This is a genomic window from Streptomyces sp. PCS3-D2 (genome assembly GCF_000612545.2).
Classification (GTDB): domain Bacteria; phylum Actinomycetota; class Actinomycetes; order Streptomycetales; family Streptomycetaceae; genus Streptomyces.
The window spans coordinates 2,431,892-2,457,155 of the sequence record NZ_CP097800.1; the positions used below are offsets into that span (position 1 = coordinate 2,431,892).

Genomic DNA, 25,264 nt, shown 5'->3' on the forward strand with positions numbered 1-25,264 from the left:
GGCCGGGCCGCTTACTCGGCGGCTACTTGGCGACGCGGACGATCAGCGCGTCACCCTGGCCGCCGCCGCCGCACAGCGCGGCCGCGCCGACCCCGCCGCCGCGGCGCTTGAGCTCCAGCGCCAGGTGCAGCACCACGCGGGCCCCGGACATGCCGATCGGGTGGCCCAGGGCGATCGCACCGCCGTTGACGTTCACCTTTTCCGGGGTCACGCCCAGATCCTTCATTGACTGCACGGCGACCGCCGCGAAGGCCTCGTTGATCTCGATGAGGTCCAGGTCGGAAACCTCCAGACCCTCCTTCTTCAGGGCGTGCAGGATCGCGTTCGACGGCTGCGACTGGAGGGAGTTGTCCGGGCCCGCCACATTGCCGTGGGCGCCGATCTCCGCGATCCACTCCAGGCCGAGCTCCTCGGCCTTCGCCCTGCTCATCACGACCACGGCGGCCGCGCCGTCGCTGATCTGCGAGGAGGTGCCGGCGGTGATCGTGCCGTCCTTGGCGAAGGCGGGCCGCAGCTTGCCGAGCGACTCCACCGTGGTCTCGGGGCGGATGCCCTCGTCGGTGGAGAAGATCACCGGGTCGCCCTTGCGCTGCGGGATCTCGACCGGGGTGATCTCCGCCTCGAAGACGCCGTTCTTCTGGGCGGCGGCCGCACGCTGGTGGGAGGCGGCGGCGAACGCGTCCTGCGGGCCGCGCTCGATGCCCAGGCGGGTGTTGTGCTTCTCGGTGGACTCGCCCATCGCGATGTTCTCGAAGGCGTCGGTGAGGCCGTCGTAGGCCATCGCGTCCAGCATCTCGATCGCGCCGTACTTGTAGCCCTCGCGGGACTTCGGCAGCAGGTGCGGGGCGTTGGTCATCGACTCCTGGCCGCCCGCGACGACGATGTCGAACTCGCCGGCGCGGATCAGCTGGTCGGCCAGCGCGATCGCGTCCAGGCCGGACAGGCACACCTTGTTGATGGTCAGGGCCGGCACGTTCATCGGGATGCCGGCCTTGACCGCCGCCTGGCGGGCGGGGATCTGACCCGCGCCGGCCTGGAGCACCTGGCCCATGATCACGTACTGGACCTGGTCGCCGGAGATCCCGGCCCGCTCCAGCGCGGACTTGATGGCGAAGCCGCCGAGGTCGGCGCCCGAGAAGGACTTCAGCGAGCCGAGCAGCCGCCCCATGGGCGTGCGGGCCCCGGCGACGATCACGGAGGTGGTGTTGTTCGATCCGGACATGAGGCACAGCCCCTTGGATGAGGAGTGAACGAGGGTTTACGTGAATGTACTGGGCGGTACCGCAGCGGTCACCGGGCTGCCGGTGTGATCGCGCGCACGTTGCGTGACCGCCCCCTTCAGGAGTGCACTGTCCCCATGCTGACAAGAATCGACCACATCGGGATCGCCTGCTTCGACCTGGACAAGACTGTCGAGTTCTACCGTGCCACGTACGGCTTCGAGGTGTTCCACACCGAGGTCAACGAGGAGCAGGGCGTCCGCGAGGCCATGTTGAAGATCAACGAAACCTCCGACGGCGGCGCCTCCTACATCCAGCTCCTGGAGCCCACCCGCGAGGACTCCGCCGTGGGCAAGTGGCTCGCCAAGAACGGCGAGGGCGTGCACCACATCGCCTTCGGCACCGAGGACGTCCGGGGCGACTCCGAGGCCATCCGCGGCAAGGGCGTCCGCGTGCTCTACGACCAGCCCCGCACCGGTTCGATGGGCTCCTCGATCACCTTCCTGCACCCCAAGGACTGCCACGGAGTCCTCACCGAACTGGTCACCTCCGGCCCCGACCATTGATGGACCACTGATGGCCCGATTCCCCGGCCGGTAGAGTGGCCATGGCTCGGCCGGGGTTCGGTGCGGAGAGGGTCGGGGCCTGTGACCCCTGCCCCGGTATCTGACACCATTCCCCCGGGGGCGTCGTTCAGCGGGCGAGCGATGCTCATTGGGAGTGAGCTTGCGACCAGGGGACGGATGGGACCGCGCTGTGCGGGGCTACGAAAGCCAGGAGAGCCATCAGGCCGAGGCCGACCATCTCTCGCGCTTCGAGGCCGAGATGGAGCGGCTGAAGAAGGAGCGCGGGAAGGCCGTCCAGCACGCTGAGGACCTGGGCTACCAGGTCGAGGTGCTGCGCGCCAAGCTCCACGAGGTACGCCGGGCCCTCGCGTCCCGCCCTGCCTACGACGGCGCGGACATGGGCTATCAGGCGGAGCAGTTGCTCCGCAACGCCCAGATCCAGGCCGACCAGATGCGCTCCGACGCCGAGCGCGAGCTGCGCGACGCACGGGCGCAGACCCAGCGCATCCTCCAGGAGCACGCCGAGCACCAGGCGCGCCTGCAGGCCGAGCTGCACACCGAGGCCGTCAACCGCCGCCAGCGGCTGGACCAGGAGCTCAACGAGCGCCGCCAGACCGTCGAGGCGCACGTCAACGAGAACGTGGCCTGGGCGGAACAGCTGCGCGCCCGTACCGAGGCCCAGGCTCGCCGCCTGATGGAGGAGTCCCGCGCCGAGGCCGAGCAGTCCCTGAACGCGGCGCGCGCCGAGGCCGCCCGGGTCGCCGAAGAGACCCGGCGCCGGATGACCGCCGATGCCGACGCCGCCCGCGCGGAGGCCGAGTCCACGCTGCTGCGCGCCCGCAAGGAGGCCGAGCGACTGCTGACCGCCGCCTCCACCCAGGCGCAGGAGGCCACCCAGCACGCCGAGCGGCTGCGCTCCACCACCTCCGCCGAGGCGGAGCAGACCCGGCAGCAGACCCTGGACCTCGGCCGCATCGCCGAATCCCGGGTGCAGGAGGCCGAGTCCGCGCTGCGCGAGGCGCGTGCCGAGGCCGAAAAGGTCCTCGCGGAGGCCAAGGAGAGCGCCTCGCGCCAGCTCGCGTCGGCGGAGTCGGTCAACGAACAGCGCACCCGCACCGCCAAGGAGCAGGTCGCCCGGCTGGTCGGCCAGGCCACCAAGGAGGCCGACCTCCTCAAGGCCGAGGCCGAGCAGCTCCTGGCCGACGCCCGCGCGGACGCCGAGCGGCAGCGCACCGAGGCCGGAGAGCAGGCCCGTACGGCCGCTGCCGAGGACATGGCCGCACAGCTGGCGAAGGCCGCCCGTACGGCGGAGGACGTCCTGAACAAGGCCTCGGAGGACGCCCGGGCCACCACCCGGGCCGCGTCCGAGGAGGCCGAACGGATCCGCCGCGAGGCCGAGGCCGAGGCCGACCGGCTGCGCCTGCAGGCCGCGGCAACGGCGGACGAGCTCAAGGGCGCCGCGAAGGACGACACCGAGGAGTACCGCGCCCGGACCGTCGAGCTGCAGGAGGAGGCCCGTCGACTGCGGGGCGAGGCCGAGCAGCTGCGCGCGGAGGCCGTCGCCGAGGGCGAGCGGATCCGCGGCGAGGCCCGCCGCGAGGCGGTCCAGCAGATCGAGGAGGCGGCCAAGACCGCCGAGGAACTGCTCGGCAAGGCCAAGTCCGACGCGGACGAACTGCGCGCCGGGGCGACCACGGAGAGCGAGCGGGTCCGCGCCGAGGCCGTCGAGCGGGCCGGCACCCTGCGCAGGCAGGCCGAGGAGACGCTGGAGCGCACCCGCGCCGAGGCCGAGCGGATCCGCGGCGAGGCCGAGGAGCAGGCCGAGTCGGTCCGCGCCGAGGCGGACGCTGCGGCCCTCGCACGGCGCGAGGAGACCGAGCAGGCTCTGGCCGCGAAGCGGGCGGAGGCCGACGAGGAGCTCGTACGGCTGCACACGGAGGCCGAGAGCCGGCTGACCACGGCCGAGCAGACGCTGCGCGACGCCCGCGCGGCGGCGGAGACCATCCGCCGTGAGACGACCGAGGAGAACGACCGGCTGCGCGCCGAGTCGGCGGAGCGCATCCGCACCCTGCAGGCGCAGTCCGAGGCGGAGGCCGACGGGCTGCGCACCGAGGCGGCGCAGGACGCCGGCCGGGTACGTGCCGAGGCCGAGCAGGTCGCCGTACGGCTGCGCGGTGAGGCCGAGACCGAGGCCGAGCGCGTGCGCTCCGAGGCCCAGGAGACCGCGGACCGGCTGCGCGCCGAGGCGAAGGCCGCGGCGGAACGGGTCGCCGAGGAAGCCGCCGAGGCGCTGGCCGCCGCGCAGGAGGAGGCCGCCCGGCGCCGCCGGGAGGCCGAAGAGACCCTGGCGTCGGCCCGGACCGACGCCGACCAGGAGCGGGCGCAGGCCCGCGAGCAGAGCGAGGAGCTGCTGGCCGCGGCCCGGCGCCGGTCGGAGGAGGCGCAGGCGGAGGCGGCCCGCCTGACCGAGGAGGCCGAGCGCCGCGCGTCGGAGCTGGTGTCGGCGGCCGAGGCCACGGCCCAGCAGATGCGCGACTCCGTGGCCGGACTGCACGAGCAGGCCGAGGAGGAGATCTCCGGGCTGCGCAGCGCCGCCGAGCACGTGGCGGAGCGGACGAGGGCGGAGGCCGAGGAAGAGGCGGCCCGGGTCCGCGCCGACGCCCACGCGGAGCGGGAGCGGGCCGCCGAGGACGCCCACCGGATCCGCACCGAGGCGCGCACCGAGACGGACGCGGCGAAGGCGCTGGCGGAGCGGACCGTCGGCGAGGCGATCGCCGAGGCGGAGCAGCTGCGCACCGACACCGCGGAGTACGCGCAGCGGGTGCGTACCGAGGCCACGGACGCGCTGGCCGCGTCCGAGCGCGACGCCGCCCGGACCCGGGCCGACGCCCGCGACGACGCCAACCGCATCCGTGGGGAGGCGGCGGAGGCCCTGGAGGCCTCGCGCGCCGAGGGCGTCCGGATCGTCGCCGACGCTTCGGCGGAGGCCGAGCGGATCACCGAGGAGACCCGCGCCGCGAACGCGGCCACGGTCGGCGAGGCCGAGGCGGAGGCGGAGCGGCTGACCGCCGAGGCGGCGGAGGCCGCCGAGGCCACCCGCGCTGAGGCCGCGGCCGCGCTGGACGAGGCGCGGGCCGAGGGCAATCGGCTGCGCACCGAGGCCGCGGAGCAGGTCGACCGGCTCATCACCGAGGCCTCGGCGGAGGCGGAGCGCCTCGTCGAGGAGACCCGCGCCGCGAACGCGGCCACCGTGGGCGAGGCGGCGGCGGAGGCCGAGCGCCTCACCACCCAGGCGGCACGCCTGAAGTCGCAGGCGGCCGAGACGCTGGCGGGCGCCGAGCGGGACGCCGCGAAGATCATGGTCGACTCGCGCGCCGAGGGCGACCGGCTCATCGACGAGACCCGGGTGGCCAACGAGGCCACGGTCGGAGAGGCCGCGGCCGAGGCCGAGCGGCTGCGCGCCGACGCGGCCCGCGTCCTGGACGACGCCCGTGCGGAGGGCGGCCGGATCATCGGCGAGGCCACCGCGGAGGCGGACCGGGTCACGGCCGCGGCGGGCGAGACCCTGGCCGGTGCCGAGCGCGACGCCGAGCAGACGCTGGACGAGGCACGCGCCGAGGCGAACCGGCTGCGCAGCGAGGCGGCCGAGCAGGCGGACCGGCTCATCACCGAGGCGGCGGCCGAGGCGGACAAGCTCACCGAGCAGACCCGCAAGGACAACGAGCGCACGGTCGGCGAGGCGTCGTCCGAGGCGGAGCGGCTGCGCACCGAGGCCTCGGAGGCACTGTCCTCGGCGCAGGAGCACGCGACGCGTACCCGGTCGGAGTCCGAGCGGGTCGAGGCGGAGGCCGCCGCCGCGGCGGAACGCACCCGGGCGGAGGCCCGTGCGGAGTCCGAGCGGCTGCTGGACGAGGCCCGCGAGGAGGCCAACAAGCGGCGCAGCGAGGCCGCGGAGCAGGTCGACCGGCTGATCACCGAGGCGGCCGCGGAGGCCGACAGCCTCACCGTCGAGGCGCAGAAGCAGGCCCTCGCCGCCACGACGGCGGCCGAGGAGCAGGCCGACGCCATGGTCGACGCGGCTCGCAAGGAGGCGGCGCGCATCACCTCGGAGGCGACCGTCGAGGGCAACTCCCTGGTGGAGAAGGCCCGTACCGATGCCAACGAGCTGCTGGTCGGAGCGCGCACGGACGCCGCCGCCATAAGGGAACGGGCGGAGGAGCTGCGCGGCCGCGTCGAGGGCGAGGTCGAAGAGCTCCACGAGCGGGCCCGCCGGGAGTCGGCCGAGCAGATGAAGTCGGCCGGCGAGCGCGTGGACAAGCTGGTGCGTGCGGCGACCGAGCAGAGCGTCGAGGCCGAGGCGAAGGCCAAGGAGCTGCTGTCGGACGCGAGCAGCGAGGCGAGCAAGGTGCGCATCGCGGCGGTCCGCAAGGCGGAGGCCCTACTCAAGGAGGCCGAGCAGAAGAAGGCCGAGCTGGCGCGCGTGGCCGAGAAGGCACTGGCCGAGGCCAAGGCGGAGGCCGAGCGCCTCGTCGAGGAGGGCCGCCGCGAGCTGGAGGTCCTCGTCCGCAGGCGGCAGGACATTCAGGGGGAGATCTCCCGTGTCCAGGACGTGCTTGAGGCGTTGGAATCATTCGAGGCGCCTTCGGGTGGCGGGAAGCCCGCGGTCGGCGGCCAGGGCGCGGGGGGTGCCAGGGCCGGAGTCTCGGCAGGTTCCACTCGTTCGGGTGGCAAGTCGTCGGAGGGGTAGCCAAGCGGTCCGAGATGTGCGCACCTGATGAGGGTTCAGGCGAACGAGTGACAAGCATTCCGCCGCCTTGCCACTCAAAAGGGGTGTCATTGTCCAGATCAAACGCGGATTGACTCGATGACACGCCGTCTGGGCGCCTAGGATTCCCCTAACACCTCACGTAGCACCTCATCGGTCTCATTCGACAGGAACCCCATGAGCGACACTTCCTCCCCCTTCGGCTTCGAGCTCGTGCGGCGTGGTTATGACCGCGGTCAGGTGGACGACCGCATTACCAAGCTGGTCTCCGACCGCGACAGCGCCCTTGGACGTATCAACTCTCTGGAAAAGCGGATCGAGGAGCTGCACCTCGAGACGCAGAACGCCCAGGCCCAGGTGAACGACGCGGAGCCGTCGTACGCGGGTCTCGGCGCCCGGGTCGAGAAGATCCTGCGGCTGGCCGAGGAGGAGGCGAAGGACCTGCGCGAGGAGGCCCGTCGCGCGGCCGAGCAGCACCGTGAGCTCGCCGAATCGGCCGCCCAGCAGGTGCGCAACGACGCCGAGTCGTTCGCGGCCGACCGCAAGTCGAAGGCGGAGGACGAGGGCGTCCGCATCGTCGAGAAGGCCAAGGGCGACGCGGCCACCCTGCGCGCCGAGGCCCAGAAGGACGCGGCCTCCAAGCGCGAGGAGGCCGACGCCCTGTTCGAGGAGACCCGCGCCAAGGCCGCACAGGCCGCCGCGGACTTCGAGACCAACCTGGCCAAGCGCCGTGAGCAGTCCGAGCGCGACCTGGCCTCCCGCCAGGCCAAGGCCGAGAAGCGCCTGGCGGAGATCGAGCACCGGGCCGAGCAGCTGCGCCTGGAGGCCGAGAAGCTGCGTACGGACGCCGAGCGCCGGGCCCGCCAGACCGTCGAGACCGCGCAGCGCCAGGCCGAGGACATCGTGGCCGACGCCAACGCCAAGGCCGACCGCATCCGCAGCGAGTCCGAGCGCGAGCTGGCCGCGCTCACCAACCGCCGCGACTCGATCAACGCGCAGCTGACCAACGTCCGCGAGATGCTGGCCACGCTGACCGGTGCGGCCGTCGCCGCGGCCAACCCGATCGTGGACGACGAGCCGGTCAGCCGCGGCGTTCCGGCGCAGCAGAGCCGTTAGCCACCGGGCATGACCCGCAGGTAGCGATCGAGCCTGATCGAGGGCCCTATGTCACCCGTTCGAGGTGGCGTAGGGCCCTCGGGCGTTCTAGCGTGGCGACATGATCGAACTCGATGGCCTCACGAAACGGTTCGGCACGAAGACCGCAGTCGACAACCTCAGCTTCCAGGTCAGGCCAGGGGTGGTGACCGGCTTCCTCGGCCCCAACGGGGCGGGCAAGTCCACGACGATGCGCATGATGCTCGACCTCGACAACCCGACCGCGGGCACGGTCCGGATCCTCGGCAAGCGCTACCGGGAACTGCGGGAACCGCTCAAGCACGTCGGGGCGCTGCTGGACGCGAAGGCGATGCACGGCGGCCGCACCGCGTACAACAACCTTCTCTGCCTGGCCCAGTCGAACGGCATCCCGCAGCGCCGGGTCACCGAGGTGCTGGACCTGGTCGGACTGACGCCGGCGGCCAGGAAGAAGTCCAAAGGTTTTTCGCTGGGCATGGGCCAACGGCTCGGGATCGCCGCCGCATTGCTGGGCGATCCGCAGATCCTCATGTTCGACGAGCCCGTCAACGGCCTGGATCCCGAAGGAATTCTCTGGATCCGCAATCTGATGAAGGGCCTGGCGGCAGAAGGGAGAACGATCTTCGTGTCCTCCCATCTGATGAGCGAAATGGCCCTGACCGCCGACCATTTGATCGTCATCGGCCAAGGAAGGCTGCTGGCCGATACCTCTATGGCTGATTTCATTCACCAGAACTCCCGCAGCTACGTCCGGATGCGCTCGCCGCAGCAGGAGCGGCTCAAGGACGTCCTGCACGAGGCCGGGATCGACGCCGTCGACGTCCCCGCCGGCGGCACGCTGGAGATCGACGGCGCGAGCGCTGAGCAGCTCGGGGAGCTGGCCGCCCGGCACCAGATCGTGCTGCACGAGCTCAGCCCGCAACGGGCATCACTGGAGGAAGCGTTCATGCGCATGACGGCGGACTCGGTCGAATACCACTCCCACGCACCGGGAGCACCCGGCCCGGCCACCGACAACCCGGCCCGGCCGGCCGACGTCCCCGCCTGGGGCGCCGGTTTCGACACCGCAGACTCCACGCGCAAGGGCGGGCGGTGACCATGGCCTTCTCCGCCGTTCTCACGTCCGAGTGGACCAAGATCCGCACCGTGGCCTCCACCAGCTGGACGCTCGCCACCGCGCTCCTGGTGACCGTCGCCATGGGCGCCGGTCTGTGCGCCGTGGTCAACGCGACCTTCGACACCATGCCGGAGCCGCAGCAGATCGCCTTCGACCCCACCCAGATGAGCTTCTCCGGAATGCTCCTCGGCCAGGTGGCGGTGCTCGTCTTCGGGGCCATGGTGGTCGGCAGCGAATACAGCACCGGCATGATCCGCAGTTCCCTGGCCGCCGTGCCGAACCGCGGCTCCCTGCTGCTGGGGAAGCTCACCGTGGCCACCGGCCTCGCACTGGTGGTCGGCATCGCGACCGGATTCCTGTCCTTCTTCCTCGGCCAGGCCCTCCTCGGCGAGCACAGCACCACGCTCGGTGAGGAGAACGTGCTGCGCGCCGTGATCGGCGTCGGCCTGTACATGGCGCTGCTCGCGGTGTTCGCGATGGGTGTGTCGATGATGCTGCGCAACACCGCCGCCGCGATCTCGATCCTGATCAGCTTCGTCCTGATCCTGCCCATCGTCCTCAGCCTGGTGGACGCCACCCACAAGATCGCCTACTACCTGCCCAACCAGGCCGGGTCCGCGATCATGCAGACCGTGTCCTCCCCGACCGTCTCCTCTGACGCGCCCTACGGCCCGTGGGGCGGGCTCGGGATCATGCTCCTGTGGGCGGCCGCCTCGGTACTCGGTGGCTACCTCGTCCTCAGCAGGAGGGACGCCTGACGGCCGGCCCCCTCCGGAAGGACTACGGGGCATCCCAGGGTCGGCCTCGGGGGCGGGTCAGGGATCCGGCCCGGGACGGAACCGTAGGAAGCTCGCTATCCTCTTAACCCTTACACGGGCGAGAGTCGTCCCGGCCTGGTAAGGGGCAGCGAGATGATCGAGGCAGTCGGCCTGACCAAGCGCTACGGCGCCAAGACCGCCGTCGAGCAGTTGTCCTTCCAGGTCAAGCCGGGACACGTGACGGGATTCCTGGGGCCCAACGGCTCCGGGAAGTCCACGACCATGCGCATGATCCTCGGCCTGGACCGGCCCACGTCCGGTCATGTCACGATCAACGGCTTCCCCTTCCGGGAGCTGCCGAACGCCCAGCGGCACGTCGGCGCCCTCCTCGACGCCAAGGCCGTGCACGGCGGCCGCCGGGCCCGCACCCACCTGCTGTCCATCGCCCAGCTCTCGGGGATCCCGGAGAAGCGGGTGGACGAGGTGCTGGCCGTCGTCGGCCTCCAGGACGCCGCCCGGCAGCGCACGAAGGGCTTCTCGCTCGGCATGGGCCAGCGCCTCGGCATCGCCACGGCGCTGCTCGGCGACCCCCAGGTGCTCCTGTTCGACGAGCCGGTCAACGGGCTGGACCCCGAGGGCATCCTCTGGGTCCGCAACCTCATGCGCCGGCTCGCCGCCGAGGGTCGCACCGTCTTCGTCTCCTCGCACCTGATGAGCGAGATGGCACTGACCGCCGACCACCTGATCGTCATCGGCCGCGGACGGCTGCTGGCCGACATGGGTACGCAGGAGTTCATCGCGCACAACTCGGCCGGATTCGCTCGGGTACGTGCGGCCGACACCGATCCCGATGGCCGGGACGCGCTGGGTTCAGCCCTCACCCGGGCGGGCGGCCGGGTCCTCCAGGAGCCCGACGGAGCACTGCGCGTGACCGGACTGGAGCTTCCCCGCATCAGCGACCTCGCGCACACGGCCGGCGTACGGCTGTGGGAGCTGTCCCCGCACCGGGCCTCGCTGGAGGAGGCGTACATGCGGATGACCCAGGCCGACGTCGAGTACGCCTCCACCGAGGACCCTCGGGCCGAGTTGTGGGAGGAGGACCCGCTGGCCCTCCCGGCCTGGGAGGACGAGCAGGCGGCCCCCGAGGTCCCGCAGGCGGGCTTCTTCGCCCCGCCGCCGCCCGGAGCGGGCGGCAGGCCCTTCCTGATGCCCAGCAATCCCGGCGAGCTCGCGAGCACCGCCAAGGACTCCCCCGAGGACACCCGATGACCCCGACGACCACGACGCCGGACCGGCCGCGGAGCTACAGCTCTCCGTTGCCCTCGCCGCGGCCGCACCTGGGGCACGCCCTCGCCTCGGAGTGGACCAAGCTGATCTCGATCCGCTCGACCCTGTGGACGCTGGGCGCGCTCGTGCTGACCGTCGTCGGCGTCGGGATGCTCTTCGTCTCGCAGACCTCGGACCGGGACTACGAGTCGATCTCCTTCACCACCCCCGCCCTCTTCGGCCTGATGGTCGGCCAGGTCGCCGTGATGGTCCTCGGCGTGCTGACCATCTCCTCGGAGCACGCCACCGGACTGGTGCGCACGACGTTCACCGCCGCCCCGGACCGCTTCCGCGTCCTGACCGCCAAGTACCTCGTCTTCAGCGTCACGGCCTTCGTCGCCACCGCGCTGTCGGTCTTCGTGGTCGGGATCGCCGCCTCCCTCGCCCACGGCGGGGCCGCCGCCGGCCCGCACACGGCCGACGAGTGGCTGGGCGCCGCGGCCGGCTGCCTCTACGTCACCCTGCTCGGCGTGCTCGCCCTGGCGATCGGTGCGATGGTGCGGCATTCGGCGGGGGCGATCGCCGTCATGCTCGGCCTGGTCACGCTGCCGCCGGTCCTGGGCGCCATGCTCATCGTCTGGGAGGCCGTGGCCCCCATCGGGCGGGAGATCCTCCAGCGCAACGTGCCGGTCGCGCTGAGCCAGCTGTTCGGCATGCAGGAGGGCGGCGACCTGGGCGCTACACCCAGCAACCTCTCCAATGTGCTGATCATCGTGCTGATCACGGGAGCGACGGTCGCCGCCTCGTACGTGATGGTCGGCCGCCGGGACGTCTGACGGAGCCGGCGCCGGGGTCAGTACCTCGGCGCGTTGCGGGACCGCTGCACCTTCGTGGTGCGGCGGTCCTTCGCGTTCCAGCAGGCCTTGTGCCAGTGCCGCCGGTCGTCCACGCCGCCGTACTCGGGCCAGGCCACCAGGTGCGGGGTGCCGGAGGGGATCTCCTGGTCGCATCCGGGGCACCGGTAGCGCTTGCCGGCCGCGCTCGCGCCCGCGACGTGTCTGACCTTCCAGTCCTCGCCCTGGTACTCCTCGGTGCGCTCCAGCCCGAAGCGGTCCAGGCCGACACCGGGGCGGTCGTCCGGGTTCTCGCCGCCCCTGGGGCGGTTGTGGCGCGGTGACACGTATACCTCACGGATGAGCCGACGGCAGTGACTTTCTTCCAGACTACGCGCAGCGAGGCCGGGTACCCGCAGGGTGTCCATGGGGAGGACGGGCCGATGGCCGGCACTGGCCCGACAATCCCAATAACTTTCGTGTCAGCCCGTGCCTTTGGCACGTGTCAGACGTTGTTGCCATAGGAAGAACCGGTCCACCTGGGGGAGGCCGCGTCAGCCGCGAGGAGGATAAAGGCGATGCGCGTAGGAGCGTTTGTACTGGCGGCCCAGTTCCCTGGCCAGGGACAGGGCGAGGCACTGCACCGGGCAGTGCGGACCGCGGAGGTGGCCGAGGAGGCCGGGCTCGACTCGGTCTGGCTGGCCGAGCACCATTTCGTCCCGTACGGGGTCTGTCCGTCGGCGGTGACCCTGGCGGGCCTGCTGCTGGGCCGGACCCGTCGGCTGCGGGTGGGCACGGCGGTGAGCGTGCTGCCGAGCACGCACCCGGTCGCCCTGGGGGAGCAGGCGGCCCTGCTGCACCTGGCCTCGGGCGGCCGTTTCACCCTGGGGGTGGGACGCGGCGGGCCGTGGGTGGACCTGGAGGTCTTCGGCGGCGGCCTGGACGCCTACGAGAACGGCTTCCCGGAGTCCCTGGACCTGCTGCGGCGTTGGCTCACCGAGGCCCGGGTGGGTGCCGCCGGCGAGCGGTACGCCTTCCGCGAGGTGGCCGTCGTACCACGACCCTCGGAGGCGCTGGACGGCGACGGGTCGGGCCCGGAGGTCATCGTGGCCTGCACCTCACCGTCGTCGGTGCGGGCGGCCGCGCAGCGCGGGCTGCCGATGCTGCTGGGCATGCACTGCGGGGACGAGAACAAGGCCGAGATGGTCGCGCTGTGGCGCAGCACGGCGCTCGCGGCGGGCCACTCCCCCGAGCACGTCGCCTTGGCCGGGCACGTCTCGGCCGGGGTGTGCCAGATCGCGGACGGCACCGCCGACGCGCGCGAGACCCTGCTGAAGTCCATGCCGGGCTGGCTCAGGCTGGGCCTGGACGCGCACGTGACCGTGGACGGCCGCGTGCGCGCGATGCGGGATCCGGTCGCCTACACGGAACTGCTGTGCGACCTTCATCCGGTGGGCACCCCGCAACTGGCGGCGGACCGCCTGGCGGCGACCGCCGCACGCACGGGGATCACACGCTTCGCCCTCCTGACGGAGGGCTCGGGAGATCTCGCCGCGACGGAGGAGAACGTACGACGGCTCGGCGCCGAAGTCCTGCCCCGTCTCGGCTGAGATCTACCGGCTGCGGCCCTGCTCAGCAGTCCCGCAGTTCGGGCGACTGGTTGAGCAGCTGGCCGCGGATCGAAGTGAACTTGGCCAGCCGGTCGTCCACCGAGGGATCCAGCGGGAAGACCGCCACCCGGTGACAGTTCTGGAATGCCAGACGCACTCCGAAGTGCCGCTGCAGCGCACCGCGTATCGCGTCACTCGCGAGTGCGCGCAGCAGTTGCCCACGCGCCTGCTCGTCGGGCGGCGGCGTCTGGTTGTCGGCGAACTGGCCGCCGTCCACCTTCAGCTGGGCCACCAGCGAGCTGATCATCTCCCATGCGTAGGGCAGGGAGGTCCGGACGCAGTCGACGAAAGCGGCTTCGTCGACCTCGCCTCGCTCGGCCTGTTCGAGTAGGGCCGGTGAGACGTCGAGCGACATGGGTTCTCCTCTCGCGACCCCGGCTGACTGGTTGCCGGAGTCTTACGGGCAGGGAAGGAGATCGCGACGCAGAGTGCACGCTCGACAACCTCCCGCTCACCACGGTAGGCGCCCACTGGGTGACGCACCAGGAGAATGCGCATACAACGCGCCATCGGCGAACGGGGCTTTCAGGGGCGAATCGCGTGGAGGGCAGTAGGTCGAGTAGCGTTGCCGACCATGCGTCTCGTGATTGCCCGCTGCTCCGTCGACTATGCGGGCCGGCTCACCGCCCATCTGCCCTCGGCACCCCGTCTGATCCTCGTGAAGGCCGACGGCAGTGTCTCGATCCACGCGGACGACCGGGCGTACAAACCGCTCAACTGGATGTCGCCTCCGTGCACCCTCAAAGAGGGGAGCGGGGACGACGCCGGTGTGTGGACGGTCGTCAACAAGGCGGGCGAGAAGCTCATCATCACGATGGAAGAAGTGCTCCACGACTCCTCCCACGAGCTCGGCACGGACCCCGGGCTCATCAAGGACGGCGTCGAGGCGCACCTCCAGGAACTGCTCGCCGACCGCATCGAGACGCTGGGCGAGGGCTACACCCTGATCCGGCGCGAGTACATGACGGCGATCGGCCCGGTGGACATCCTGTGCCGGGACGCCTCGGGCGCGACGGTGGCCGTGGAGATCAAGCGCCGCGGCGAGATCGACGGCGTGGAGCAGCTGACCCGCTACCTGGAGCTTCTCAACCGCGATCCGCACCTGGCCCCGGTCCGCGGCGTCTTCGCCGCGCAGGAGATCAAGCCGCAGGCGAAGGTGCTGGCGACGGACCGCGGGATGGACTGCGTGGTCCTGGACTACGACGCCCTGCGCGGCATCGAGGACGACAAGCTCCGCCTGTTCTGATCCCGTTCGAAACGACACGGCTCCGTCCGCGAGGACGGAGCCGTCGGCGTTTCAGGGGGTGGCGACCGGCGAGGTGGCGGTCGCGGTGCCGGTGCCCGTACCGGCGCCGGTGGGCGACGGCGCGGCGGTCTCCGTCGGCTGCGGCGTCGGCGCCCCGGTGGTCGCCGGGGCCGAAGGGGACGTCGGGGCGGGCGAGTTCGGGGTCGTCGTGGCGGGGCGCCGGGTCGGGGTCCGGCCGGGCGGCGTCGGAACCGGGGCCGGCGGGGCGAGGCTCACGCCAGGGGCCTGGGTCGTGGTCGTGGTCGTCGAGCCCTGCGAGGGAGCCGTGGCGGGCTGCTCCGGCGCGGGATCGTGCCCTCCGGTCTCCGGGGCCGCCGTCGGTGTCGCGGAGGTCTCCGGGGTCGAGGACACGGCCGGCCCCTGGGCGGGCGGCTCACGGTCCGGGGAGCTCATCGCGAAGCTGACGACGGTGCCCAGCGCGACCGCGGTCAGTGCTCCCGCGGCGGCCAGCAGCACGAGCTTGCGGCGGCCGGCGTCCCGGCCGGGCGGCGCCGGAACCGGGGCCGGCGGCACCGGGGAAGCCGCGTCCTGCTTCGGTGCCATCGGGAAGGCGTCCTCGAACACCGCCGACAGCGTCGTGGGCGGCTCCGGGCTCTCGGTCACCGGTACCACCGGAGTCATCCGCGTGACCGCCTCGGAGGAGACCGGGACCACGGGAACGGCCGCGGCCGCCCCGGCGGCCGGCGGCGGGGCCGGGAGGGCCGGGGCACGGCGGGTGGCCGCGGACGGCCGGACGGCGGGGGTCCTGCGGGCGACCGGGGTCACCACGGTCGCCGCCTCGGCGGCCGGGATCGCCACCGTCGCGGCCTCCGGGGCCTCCCCGGGAGCCTCGGGCGCCTCCAGTCGCAGCGGGGGCGACGCAGCGGCCCCGGCGAGCTCACGGTCCACCACCAGCGCCAGCGCTCGTCTACCCGCCACCGTGCCCCGCTTGTCGGCCAGCGCGCCCCGCAGCCCGATCGAGGTCTCCAGTTCGGCGCGGGCCCGGTCGAGCCTCCCCTCGCACAGGGCGAGCACCCCCAGCTCGTGGTGGAAGTAGGCCTGTTCGGCCACCTCCCCCGCCTTGCGCGCGGCTTCCGCTCCCGAGCGCAGCACCCGCTCCCAGGCCTCCCAGTGCAGTGAGGCCGCGAAGGCGGGGGCGGCCGTACGCGCCAGCACCGCCGCGGCCACCACGTCCGCGCCGGCCAGCGCCGCGAGCACCGCGTCCGCTTCCCTTCCCACCCGCTCCGGGACCACCGAGGCGTGCCCGGTCCACCAGGCGTAGTGCCGGGCAGCCGTACGGGCCTCCTCCGCCGCGGTCTCCCCGTAGCCGGCCTCCTCCAGCTGGCGGGCGACGCCGGCGGCCAGCCGGTAGCGCGTCCCGACGGGCGTCAGCAGCCCGCAGGCCAGCAGTTCCGCCACCGCGGTGTCGGCGTGGGTGTCCCCCACGAGCGCCGGCAGGTGGGTGTGGTGCGGCAGTTCGCCGCCCAGCGCGCACGCGATCCGCAGTGCCGCCCGCGCCGACTCGCTGACCCGCGACGCCAACAGCTCCGCCGGGGCGGCGCCCTCGGCGAGCGTCGGCAGGGGCACCGCCGCGCTGTCGCGCGGGCGCTCCTCGAAGACGCCCGGCTCCTCCTCGTCGTCGTCCTCGTCGCTGTGGTTGAGCTCGTCGCGTTGGCGCAGCATCGCGGCGGCCTGTACGAAGCGCAGCGGCAACCCCTCCGAGGCGAACCGGAGGTCGTCCGCCCAGGCGGTCTCCTCCTCGGTCAGCGGTCGTCCGACGCCCGCCTCCAGCAGTGCTGCGCAGTCGGCCTTGCCGAGGCCGGTGAGGAAGACCTCTTCGACGTGGGATTCGTCGGAGGGGGCCTTGGTGTCGGGGGTGGCCGCCAGCAGGTAGGCGCACTCGGGGGTGGCGCGCAGCAGCTCGTCCAGAGCGCTGCCGCCCATCTCCAGGTCGTCGAGGAGGACGACGGCCCCGATCTCGCGCACGCGGGCGAGGAGCTCGTCCTGTTCGGGGCGTTCGCGGGGCGCCTCGTAGACCGTCGCGCAGAGCGCGTGCAGCAGTTCCCCGGGCTGCTGATGTCCGTGGCCGCTGAGTCGTACGACGCCGTCGGGCGCGACGCCGGCGCACCGGGCGGCGACGGCGTCCAACAGCGCGCTGCGCCCGGATCCGGAAGGGCCGGTCAGGCGGACGGAACGGCCGCGGCCGAGGAGCCGTACGAGCCGCTCCAGTTCCTCGTCCCGGGCGAGCAGGGGCCGGACGGGTATCGGGTCTCCCGGCAGTACGGGCGGCCGGGCCTCGGCGTCCCGGGCCGCGCGGGCGGCCGGGGCGCGCCGGGCGGGGCGGGCGCGTTCGGTGCCGGGCCGCAGCGGTTCGATCTCGCTGCCGTCGACCGGGTTGACGGTGAGGGTGAAGTCGCCGGCGGTCAGGGTGACGACCCGCGCGGGCCCGCCGGCCCCCGGGGCCGGCGTCGCACCGGCGCCGGCGGCACGCTCGTCCCGCTCGCCGTGCCCGTGTGTACGGTCCATGACCCAGTCCCCCGATCGCGGGCCGCGCGCCTCGCCGTCGTACCGCCCGGCCGTCGCGCACCCGCTGTCGCCACTGGTCCGGTTTCCGCCCGAACCCTAGACCGTGGCCGGTGGTGCGGGAAACCGCAGGGACTCGATCACCACCGGACCGTTACTTTCCGCAGGAAATGCAAAGGTCAGCGGCTTGCGGGTCAGACCCGGGGAAGGGACTCGGCTTCCAGGCCGCCCTCGATCGCGAGGATCCGGTGCAGCCTGGTCGCCACGAGCAGCCGCTGCATCTGCGGCGGCACCCCGCGCAGGACGAGGCGCCGCCCGGTCCGGCCGGCCCTCCGGTGCGCTCCCATGATCACGCCGAGTCCGGTCGCGTCCCAGGAGTCGAGCCCGGTGAGGTCGAGCACGAGGTCGCCCTGGCCGTCGTCGAGGGCGGTGTGCAGGGCCGTACGGGCGTCCGCCGCGCTGCGCACGTCGAGGCGGCCCCCGACAGCGAGTTCGGCGTGGTCGCCCCTGATGTGCATGTGTACTCCCGGCAGTACTGCGTACGTATGGCAACTGGCCCGTGGTCGGCAACTCTCACTGCAACTGACTGCCGCGCGGGCAGGGAAGTTGCCGACCGTGAGCGAACCGATACCTAATTCACCCTGACGGGTGACGGCATTCGAACGATGGCGCTCAGTGGCGGGACTGTTCTCAGTGCTTGTAGAAGCCCTGGCCGCTCTTGCGGCCGATGTCCCCGGCGTCCACCATGCGGCGCATGAGCTCCGGCGGCGCGAACTTCTCGTCCTGGGACTCGGTGTAGATGTTGCTGGTGGCGTGCAGCAGGATGTCGACGCCCGTGAGGTCGGCGGTGGCCAGGGGGCCCATCGCGTGCCCGAAGCCCAGCTTGCAGGCGATGTCGATGTCCTCCGCGGACGCCACGCCCGATTCGTACAGCTTGGCGGCCTCGACGACCAGCGCGGAGATCAGACGGGTCGTCACGAAGCCGGCGACGTCGCGGTTGACCACGATGCAGGTCTTGCCGACGGACTCGGCGAACGCCCTGGTGGTGGCCAGGGTCTCGTCGCTCGTCTTGTAGCCGCGGACCAGCTCGCACAGCTGCATCATCGGGACCGGCGAGAAGAAGTGCGCGCCGACGACCCGCTCCGGACGCTCCGTCACGGCCGCGATCTTGGTGATCGGGATGGCGGAGGTGTTGGAGGCGAGCACGGCGTCCTCGCGCACGATCTTGTCGAGGGCGCGGAAGATCTCGTGCTTGATCTCGATCTTCTCGAAGGCCGCTTCCACCACGATGTCGACGTCGGCGACGGCGTCCAGGTCGGTGGTCGTCGTGATGCGGGCGAGCGCCGCCTCGGCGTCCTCGGCCGTCAGCTTGCCCTTGGAGACGAACTTGTCGTACGAGGCCTTGATCCCGTCCGTGCCCCGGGTCAGCGCGGCGTCGGTGACATCGCGCAGCACGACGTCCCATCCCGCCTGAGCGGAGACCTGAGCGATCCCGGAACCCATGAGTCCCGCACCGATGACGGCGAGCTTCCCAGCCACTGCACACCCCTCGTTGTTCTCAAATACGGCACGGCTTCACAGCCACTCCGGCGGAGACTAGCGCCCGGGGGGTGCGGTGTGACCGCGAAGTAACACGCGTCACGTCTCAGATGACGGACATCACACCGGTACGGCCCATGAGCGGTGCGCTGCCGCACAGTTCACCCGCCGCCGCCGTCGCCGCCCGTCCGGCGGGCCCGTCTACCCTGGCCGCATGGTGAACCTCACGCGCATCTACACCCGGACCGGCGACAAGGGCACGACCGCCCTGGGCGACATGAGCCGCACGGCCAAGACCGACCTGCGGATCTCCGCGTACGCCGACGCGAACGAGGCCAACGCGGCGATCGGGACGGCCATCGCGCTGGGCGCGCTCCCCGCCGAAGTCGTAAAGGTCCTGGTGCGGGTGCAGAACGACCTGTTCGACGTGGGCGCGGACCTGTGCACCCCCGTCGTCGAGAACCCCGAGTACCCGCCGCTGCGCGTGGAGCAGTTCTACGTCGACAAGCTGGAGGCCGACTGCGACCTCTTCCTGGAACAGGTGGAGAAGCTGCGCAGCTTCATCCTGCCCGGCGGCGCCCCCGGCGCGGCCCTGCTGCACCAGGCGTGCACCGTGGTCCGGCGCGCCGAGCGGTCCACGTGGGCGGCGCTGGAGGTGCACGGCGACACGATGAACCCGCTCACCGCCACCTACCTCAACCGTCTCTCCGACCTCCTGTTCATCCTGGCCCGGGTGGCCAACAAGGAGGTCGGGGACGTGCTGTGGGTGCCGGGCGGCGAGCGGTAGCTCGGGGCGCCCTACCGGGTCCGCGCGAGCGGGGGCCGGCCCTCCGCCTCGGCGTCCGCGGGCGCCTTCGGCGGCCACAGCGTGTAGCCGACCGCGACGAGCGCGTGGAGGGCGACCGCCCGCAGGGCGCCGGACTGCCACGCCCGCAGCGAGCTGATGTCGCCCGCGTCGCCCACGTACCAGATCGCCACCTGGAGCAGGCCGGCGCCGATCGCGGCGGCGAGGACCGTCCGGGTCCACAGCCTCCACTCGTGCGCGACCCGGGCCTTCCCGTGGCCGGCACCCGCCGGCCTGGGGCCTCCGGCCAGCCGGTGGGCGGCGTGCCCGTCGAGCCACTTGACCGTGTAGTGGCCGTAGGCGACGGTGTAGCCGATGTAGAGCGCGGCCACGCCGTGCTTCCAGTCCGGCTCGGCGCCGTTCTTCAGGTCCATCGTGGTGACGACGAGCAGGACCAGCTCCATCACCGGCTCGCACAGCAGGACCGCGGCCCCCAGCCGGGGCATCCTCGCGAGGTAGCGCAGGGCGAGTCCCGCCGCCAGCAGGACCCAGAAGCCGATCTCACAGGCGATGATCAGCGTGACGATCACGGGGGCCTCCGTCCGCTCGGGTTGGCCGTTCGCCTCAAGGCTCCCGTCCGCCGCCGCCCGATGCGTCGTCGCGAATGACCATGTGCGCCTGCACCCTTCGATGTACCCGCACCTCGGCCGCTCCGCCGAGGTGCGGGGCGCGTACACCCTGTTGGATGGCAACGTGACCGAGAAGAGCCTGCGCCCGCACCGTGACGACGTCCTCCTCGCGGTGGTCAGCGTCGCCGCGGGCCTCGTGTTCTGGTCGCTCGGCGTCTACAGCAGCCCCCACCGCACCGCTCTGCCGGCCTGGGCCGCCCTGGTGCCCCTCGTGGCGCTCGGCGCGATGGAGCTGCTGCGCCGCACCGCGCCGCGGACGATCCTGACCGTCGGCACGGTGGGGGTGGTCGCCGACCAGTTCACCGTCGGCAGCCTCGCCACCGTCATCATCTTCACCGACCTGATGTACGCCGCCGTCGTGTACGGGGAACCGGCCATGGCCCGGCGGCTCCCGGTGACCACCGGCCTGATCACCGTCGTGGTGACCGTCGCCTCGCTGGCCTGGTTCCGCACCCCGCAGGCCCTGCTGGTCGGCGCGATCACCGGCATCGTGAGTTTCGCCCCGGCACTGACCGGGGCCACCCTGCGCAACCACCGCGAGGCCGCCGAGGCGGCCCGGCTGCGTGCCGAGCAGACGGCGCTGCTGGCCGAGATGGACCGCAGCCAGGCCGTGGCCGCCGAGCGCGCCCGGATGGCCCGGGAGCTGCACGACATGGTGGCCAACCACCTCTCCGCGATCGCCATCCACTCCACCGCCGCGCTCTCCATCGACACGGTCGCGACCAGCCGTGACGCGCTGGGCGTGATCCGCGAGAACAGCGTGCAGGGCCTGGCCGAGATGCGCCGCCTGATCGGACTGCTGCGGGACGCCGGGGGCGACCGGGAGGCGGTCGCGGTGCCCTCGCTGGACGGCCTCGACGCCCTGATCGGGCAGGCCCGGTCCAACGGCTCGGCGAGCGGGCTGGCCTTCGTGCTGCACGACGACCGGCCGCCCGGGGAGCCGGCCGCGGCCCCCGTGGAACTGGCGGCGTACCGGATCGTCCAGGAGTCCCTGACCAACGCCCTCAAGCACGCGGCCCCCGGCACGGTGACGGTCCGCGTGGCGCGCAAGGACGGACTGCTGAGCGTGGTGGTCGACTCGCCCTGCGGGGACGGCCCCGGGCCCCGCGCACCGGGCTCGGGGGCCGGGCTGATCGGCATGAGGGAGCGGACGGAGCTGCTGGGCGGGCAGTTCACGGCGGGCCGGACCGGTCCCGTGTGGCACGTGCGGGCGATCCTGCCCGCCGAGGAGAAGGCGGTGGAGTGGTGACCATCCGGGTGGTGGTGGCCGAGGACCAGGCCGCGGTACGGGCCGGGCTGGTGCTCATCCTGCGCAGCGCGGGCGACATCGAGGTGGCGGGCGAGGCGGCCGACGGGGAGGAGGCGGTGCGCCTGGCCCGGGAGCTGCGGCCGGATCTCGTCCTCATGGACGTGCAGATGCCCCGGCTCGACGGGGTGTCCGCGACCCGCCAGGTGGTCGAGGAGGGGCTGGCGGACGTGCTGGTGCTGACCACCTTCGACCTCGACGCGTACGTCTTCGGAGCGCTGCGGGCGGGCGCCTGCGGCTTCCTGCTGAAGGACGCGGACGCGGCGGAGCTGCTGGAGGCGGTACGGACCGTCGCGCGCGGGGAGGGCCTGATCGCCCCGGCGGTGACCAGGAGGCTGATCGCGGAGTTCGCGGCGCCGCGCCCGGCGCGGACCGCTCCGGCGCCGGAACGGGCGGCGGCGGTCGCCTCCCTCACCCCGCGCGAGCGGGAGGTGCTGGGTGCGCTCGGCCAGGGGTTGTCGAACGCGGAGATCGCCGACCGCCTGGGCATGGCGGAGGCGACGGCGAAGACGCATGTCAGCCGCCTGCTCGGCAAGCTGGAGCTGCGCAGCCGACTTCAAGCTGCCGTGCTGGCGCAGGAGTTGGGGATCTAGCGGACGAGGGGCACACCGGTCTGGACCTCTTGACGGTTGGTCCAGACCTTTCTACTCTCACGGCAACACTGTGGTGAGCGTGCCATGACAAAGCGTGCTCACGGGCGGCGCAGGTCCCACCCCCATGTCGACGTCGGCCCCACGACCGCGACGGACCTACGGAGGATCACCCTTGAGCACAGCATCCCCACCCCCCACCAGGCGCACCCGGTTCTTCACGACAGTCGCGGCCGTCGTCGCCGCGCTCGCCCTGCCCGTCACCGGGCTCGTGGCCCTGGCCGGCCCGGCCCAGGCCGCCGCGTCCGCGACCGCGACGTACACCAAGGTCTCCGACTGGGGTACCGGCTTCGAGGGCAAGTGGGTGGTGAAGAACACCGGCACCACCACGCTCAGCAGCTGGACCGTGGAGTGGGACTACCCGGCGGGCACCTCGGTCACCTCGGCCTGGGACGCCACCGTCACCGGCTCCGGGACGCACTGGACGGCCAAGAACGTCGGCTGGAACGGCACACTCGCCCCGGGGGCCACGGCCAGCTTCGGCTTCAACGGCGCCGGGTCGGGCGCTCCCAGCGGCTGCACGATCAACGGCGCCTCCTGCGACGGCGGCACCCAGCCCGGCGACACTCCCCCCACGGCCCCCGGCGCGCCCGCCGCGAGCAACGTCGCCGACACCTCGCTGACTCTGACCTGGACCCCGGCCACCGACGACAAGGGCGTCAAGAACTACGACGTCTACCGGGGCTCCGCCAAGATCGCCACCGTCACCGGGACCACGTACGCGGACTCGGGCCTGACCAAGGGCACGACGTACACGTACAGCGTCACCGCCCGCGACACCATCGACCAGACCGGCCCCTCCTCGGGCTCCACCACGGTCACCACGACCGGCGGAGTGATCCCCCCGGACCCGGGCGACAAGGTCAAGCTCGGCTACTTCACCAACTGGGGCGTCTACGGACGCAACTACCACGTGAAGAACCTGGTCACCTCGGGTACGGCCGGAAAGATCACACACATCAACTACGCCTTCGGCAACGTCCAGAACGGCCGGTGCACCATCGGTGACGCCTATGCCGACTACGACAAGGCCTACACCGCCGCCCAGAGCGTCGACGGGGTCGCCGACACCTGGGACCAGCCGCTGCGCGGCAACTTCAACCAGCTGCGCAAACTGAAGAAGCAGTATCCGAACATCAAGGTGCTGTGGTCCTTCGGCGGCTGGACCTGGTCCGGCGGCTTCCCGCAGGCCGCCGCCAACCCGACCGCCTTCGCCCAGTCCTGCTACGACCTGGTCGAGGACCCGCGCTGGGCCGACGTCTTCGACGGCATCGACCTGGACTGGGAGTATCCGAACGCCTGCGGCCTGTCCTGCGACAGCAGCGGCCCGGCCGCCTTCAAGAACTTGATGCAGGCCGTGAAGGCCCGGTTCGGCGCGAACAACCTGGTCACCGCGGCCATCACCGCCGACGCTTCGGACGGCGGCAAGATCGACAAGGCCGACTACGCGGGCGCCGCGCAGTACACCGACTTCTACAACGTGATGACGTACGACTTCTTCGGGGCCTGGGCGGCCCAAGGCCCGACCGCCCCGCACTCCCCGCTGACCTCGTACGCGGGCATCCCGCAGGCCGGCTTCAACTCGGCCGACGCCATCGCCAAGCTCAAGGCCAAGGGCGTACCCGGCTCCAAGCTCAACCTCGGCATCGGCTTCTACGGCCGCGGCTGGACGGGCGTCACCCAGGCCACCCCCGGCGGCACCGCCACCGGACCGGCCCCGGGCACGTACGAGCAGGGCATCGAGGACTACAAGGTGCTCAAGAACAGCTGCCCGGTGACCGGCACCGTCGCCGGCACGGCCTACGCCAAGTGCGGCAGCAACTGGTGGAGCTACGACACGCCCGCCACCATCGCCGGCAAGATGACCTGGGCCAAGCAGCAGGGCCTCAGGGGAGCCTTCTACTGGGAGTTCAGCGGCGACACCGCCGGCGGTGAACTCGCGAACGCGGTCCACACCGGACTCCAGTAGGCAGACGGAAGCCGGGGAGACGGGTCCGCCCCCGTCTCCCCGGCTTCTTCATGCCTTCACCCGATACCCCGCAGGGGTGCAACGCCCCGGTCCCGGACCGGCTCAGGCGACGTTCACCCGCTGGCCGGGCGGAGCCGCCTCCAGCCACGCCAGGAAGCCCGTCAGCGCGTCCTCGCTCATCGCCAGCTCCAGGCGGGTCCCCTGGTGGAGGCACCCGAGCACGACGGCGTCGGACAGCAGGGCCAGCTCCTCCTCGCCCTCCGGGGCGCGGCGGGCCAGCACCTCGATGGAGCTCCGCTCCAGCAGCCGGCGCGGGCGCGGGGAGTACGAAAAGACCCGGAACCAATCGATCCGGTCTCCGCTGTAGCGCGCGACCCCGTAGACCCAGCCCTTGCCCGAGACGTCAGGCTCCTCCGCCACGCCCCAGCGCATACTGCAGTCGAAGGTCCCGCCGGACCGCTGGATCAGGCGGCGGCGCAGTCCGAAGACGAACAGCCCGATCACCACCAGGGCTACGACCAGGCCGCTCACAAGCAGAGCGAGGAGCATCTTCACCGACCTCCTCGCTCATCGAATACGCATGAGAAACGGGGACCCCTCCCAGACGGAGTCCGGGGGAGCACCTGCATCGCCTCAGCCGCGACCCGGTCTGGAAAATTCCAGAACGGACCGCGGCTGAGGTCTGCCGAGCCCTGAGGGTCGCCCTCCAGGGCTCGGCGGTGAAACTCCGACGGGCGGTCAGCCCGTTACGGCGCGCAGCCGGACATCCGCGCGACGCTCGGCGGCCGCGTCGGCCTCCGCCTTCGCGCGCTCCAGTGCCCGCTCCGCCCGCTGGACATCGATCTCGTCCGCGAGCTCGGCGATCTCGGCCAGCAGGGACAGCTTGTTGTCCGCGAACGAGATGAATCCGCCGTGCACCGCGGCGATGACAGTGTTGCCCTCGCTGGTACGGATGGTCACCGGGCCCGATTCCAGCACACCGAGAAGCGGCTGGTGACCGGGCATGACGCCGATGTCGCCGGACGTGGTGCGGGCGACAACAAGGGTGGCCCCGCCGGACCAGACATTGCGGTCCGCCGCGACCAGCTCGACGTGCAGCTCAGCAGCCAAGGTGGCTCCTCGGGTCACCACCCGGCGGGTCAGCCGGGTGTTGGGTCAAATTCTAATGGGCGTGGGGAGAGGGACGGGAC

General features: G+C 72.2%; 22 protein-coding genes. 13 read left to right on the forward strand and 9 right to left on the reverse strand.

What is annotated here, in order from left to right:
• Nucleotides 1-22: 22 nt before the first annotated feature.
• Complete coding sequence (locus AW27_RS09890) at nt 23-1,222, reverse strand: acetyl-CoA C-acetyltransferase (protein ID WP_037927984.1); 1,200 nt, start codon at nt 1,220-1,222, stop codon at nt 23-25.
• Between the two features lie 135 nt (nt 1,223-1,357).
• On the opposite strand from AW27_RS09890, the gene mce reads away from it, so the two are divergent.
• The 7 genes from mce to AW27_RS09925 all read left to right on the forward strand — a co-directional run bounded on the left by mce (nt 1,358) and on the right by AW27_RS09925 (nt 11,662).
• Nucleotides 1,358-1,786 (forward strand): methylmalonyl-CoA epimerase, encoded by a 429-nt coding sequence (gene mce / locus AW27_RS09895; protein ID WP_031148310.1) that lies wholly within the window; start codon nt 1,358-1,360, stop codon nt 1,784-1,786.
• 190 nt (nt 1,787-1,976) lie between these two features.
• Nucleotides 1,977-6,533: a polarized growth protein Scy gene (gene scy, locus AW27_RS09900; RefSeq protein WP_037927978.1), complete on the forward strand. Its 4,557-nt coding sequence runs from the start codon at nt 1,977-1,979 to the stop codon at nt 6,531-6,533.
• A gap of 195 nt (nt 6,534-6,728) precedes the next feature.
• Nucleotides 6,729-7,667 carry a coiled-coil domain-containing protein gene (locus AW27_RS09905; RefSeq protein WP_037927975.1) on the forward strand — a complete coding sequence of 313 codons (939 nt, stop codon included), beginning with the start codon at nt 6,729-6,731 and terminating at the stop codon, nt 7,665-7,667.
• Nucleotides 7,668-7,767: 100 nt separating this feature from the next.
• Entirely contained in the window at nt 7,768-8,781 is a 1,014-nt protein-coding gene (locus AW27_RS09910; RefSeq protein WP_037927972.1) for an ABC transporter ATP-binding protein, read from the forward strand.
• 2 nt (nt 8,782-8,783) lie between these two features.
• Nucleotides 8,784-9,560 carry an ABC transporter permease gene (locus AW27_RS09915; protein WP_037927969.1) on the forward strand — a complete coding sequence of 259 codons (777 nt, stop codon included), beginning with the start codon at nt 8,784-8,786 and terminating at the stop codon, nt 9,558-9,560.
• Nucleotides 9,561-9,713: 153 nt separating this feature from the next.
• Nucleotides 9,714-10,829 carry an ABC transporter ATP-binding protein gene (locus AW27_RS09920; RefSeq protein ID WP_037927966.1) on the forward strand — a complete coding sequence of 372 codons (1,116 nt, stop codon included), beginning with the start codon at nt 9,714-9,716 and terminating at the stop codon, nt 10,827-10,829.
• Entirely contained in the window at nt 10,826-11,662 is an 837-nt protein-coding gene (locus tag AW27_RS09925; protein ID WP_037927963.1) for an ABC transporter permease, read from the forward strand. Before AW27_RS09920 ends, AW27_RS09925 begins: the two co-directional genes overlap by 4 nt.
• Before the next feature lie 17 nt (nt 11,663-11,679).
• On the opposite strand, the gene AW27_RS09930 is transcribed toward AW27_RS09925, so the two are convergent.
• Nucleotides 11,680-12,006 carry a hypothetical protein gene (locus tag AW27_RS09930; RefSeq protein ID WP_037927959.1) on the reverse strand — a complete coding sequence of 109 codons (327 nt, stop codon included), beginning with the start codon at nt 12,004-12,006 and terminating at the stop codon, nt 11,680-11,682.
• Nucleotides 12,007-12,237: 231 nt separating this feature from the next.
• Between AW27_RS09930 and AW27_RS09935 the strand changes: the two genes are divergently transcribed.
• On the forward strand, nt 12,238-13,269 hold the full coding sequence (locus AW27_RS09935) for an LLM class flavin-dependent oxidoreductase (protein ID WP_037927956.1): 1,032 nt from the start codon (nt 12,238-12,240) through the stop codon (nt 13,267-13,269).
• A 22-nt stretch (nt 13,270-13,291) separates the two neighbouring features.
• Here AW27_RS09935 and AW27_RS09940 read toward each other — a convergent pair whose 3' ends face one another.
• Entirely contained in the window at nt 13,292-13,684 is a 393-nt protein-coding gene (locus tag AW27_RS09940; protein ID WP_030660337.1) for an SCO5389 family protein, read from the reverse strand.
• 219 nt (nt 13,685-13,903) lie between these two features.
• On the opposite strand from AW27_RS09940, the gene nucS reads away from it, so the two are divergent.
• On the forward strand, nt 13,904-14,575 hold the full coding sequence (nucS, locus tag AW27_RS09945) for an endonuclease NucS (protein WP_030660334.1): 672 nt from the start codon (nt 13,904-13,906) through the stop codon (nt 14,573-14,575).
• A 51-nt stretch (nt 14,576-14,626) separates the two neighbouring features.
• Here nucS and AW27_RS09950 read toward each other — a convergent pair whose 3' ends face one another.
• The 3 genes from AW27_RS09950 to AW27_RS09960 all read right to left on the reverse strand — a co-directional run bounded on the left by AW27_RS09950 (nt 14,627) and on the right by AW27_RS09960 (nt 18,676).
• Nucleotides 14,627-17,140, reverse strand: a complete 2,514-nt coding sequence (locus AW27_RS09950; protein WP_052031248.1) for an ATP-binding protein — start codon at nt 17,138-17,140, stop codon at nt 14,627-14,629.
• 191 nt (nt 17,141-17,331) lie between these two features.
• On the reverse strand, nt 17,332-17,655 hold the full coding sequence (locus AW27_RS09955; RefSeq protein ID WP_030386930.1) for an STAS domain-containing protein: 324 nt from the start codon (nt 17,653-17,655) through the stop codon (nt 17,332-17,334).
• A 172-nt stretch (nt 17,656-17,827) separates the two neighbouring features.
• Nucleotides 17,828-18,676, reverse strand: coding sequence for a 3-hydroxyacyl-CoA dehydrogenase family protein (locus AW27_RS09960; protein WP_037927951.1), 849 nt, complete (start codon nt 18,674-18,676; stop codon nt 17,828-17,830).
• Between the two features lie 214 nt (nt 18,677-18,890).
• Here AW27_RS09960 and AW27_RS09965 point away from each other — a divergent pair, with 214 nt between their 5' ends.
• Complete coding sequence (locus AW27_RS09965; protein ID WP_037927948.1) at nt 18,891-19,463, forward strand: cob(I)yrinic acid a,c-diamide adenosyltransferase; 573 nt, start codon at nt 18,891-18,893, stop codon at nt 19,461-19,463.
• Nucleotides 19,464-19,474: 11 nt separating this feature from the next.
• Here the strand turns inward: AW27_RS09965 and AW27_RS09970 are convergent, their stop codons facing one another.
• Complete coding sequence (locus AW27_RS09970) at nt 19,475-20,050, reverse strand: hypothetical protein (RefSeq protein WP_037927945.1); 576 nt, start codon at nt 20,048-20,050, stop codon at nt 19,475-19,477.
• A gap of 100 nt (nt 20,051-20,150) precedes the next feature.
• Here AW27_RS09970 and AW27_RS09975 point away from each other — a divergent pair, with 100 nt between their 5' ends.
• From AW27_RS09975 to AW27_RS09985, 3 genes are all read left to right on the forward strand, one after another.
• Nucleotides 20,151-21,398 (forward strand): histidine kinase, encoded by a 1,248-nt coding sequence (locus AW27_RS09975; protein ID WP_078557007.1) that lies wholly within the window; start codon nt 20,151-20,153, stop codon nt 21,396-21,398.
• Nucleotides 21,395-22,048 (forward strand): response regulator, encoded by a 654-nt coding sequence (locus tag AW27_RS09980; protein ID WP_037928623.1) that lies wholly within the window; start codon nt 21,395-21,397, stop codon nt 22,046-22,048. Before AW27_RS09975 ends, AW27_RS09980 begins: the two co-directional genes overlap by 4 nt.
• Before the next feature lie 124 nt (nt 22,049-22,172).
• Nucleotides 22,173-24,074 carry a glycoside hydrolase family 18 chitinase gene (locus tag AW27_RS09985; RefSeq protein ID WP_078557006.1) on the forward strand — a complete coding sequence of 634 codons (1,902 nt, stop codon included), beginning with the start codon at nt 22,173-22,175 and terminating at the stop codon, nt 24,072-24,074.
• Between the two features lie 102 nt (nt 24,075-24,176).
• On the opposite strand, the gene AW27_RS09990 is transcribed toward AW27_RS09985, so the two are convergent.
• Both AW27_RS09990 and AW27_RS09995 read right to left on the reverse strand, forming a co-directional pair.
• The gene (locus tag AW27_RS09990) at nt 24,177-24,623 is read right to left on the reverse strand and encodes a DUF2550 domain-containing protein (protein ID WP_037928621.1); all 447 of its coding nucleotides are present in this window, start codon (nt 24,621-24,623) and stop codon (nt 24,177-24,179) included.
• 189 nt (nt 24,624-24,812) lie between these two features.
• Nucleotides 24,813-25,184 carry a F0F1 ATP synthase subunit epsilon gene (locus tag AW27_RS09995; protein ID WP_037927938.1) on the reverse strand — a complete coding sequence of 124 codons (372 nt, stop codon included), beginning with the start codon at nt 25,182-25,184 and terminating at the stop codon, nt 24,813-24,815.
• Nucleotides 25,185-25,264: the final 80 nt, after the last annotated feature.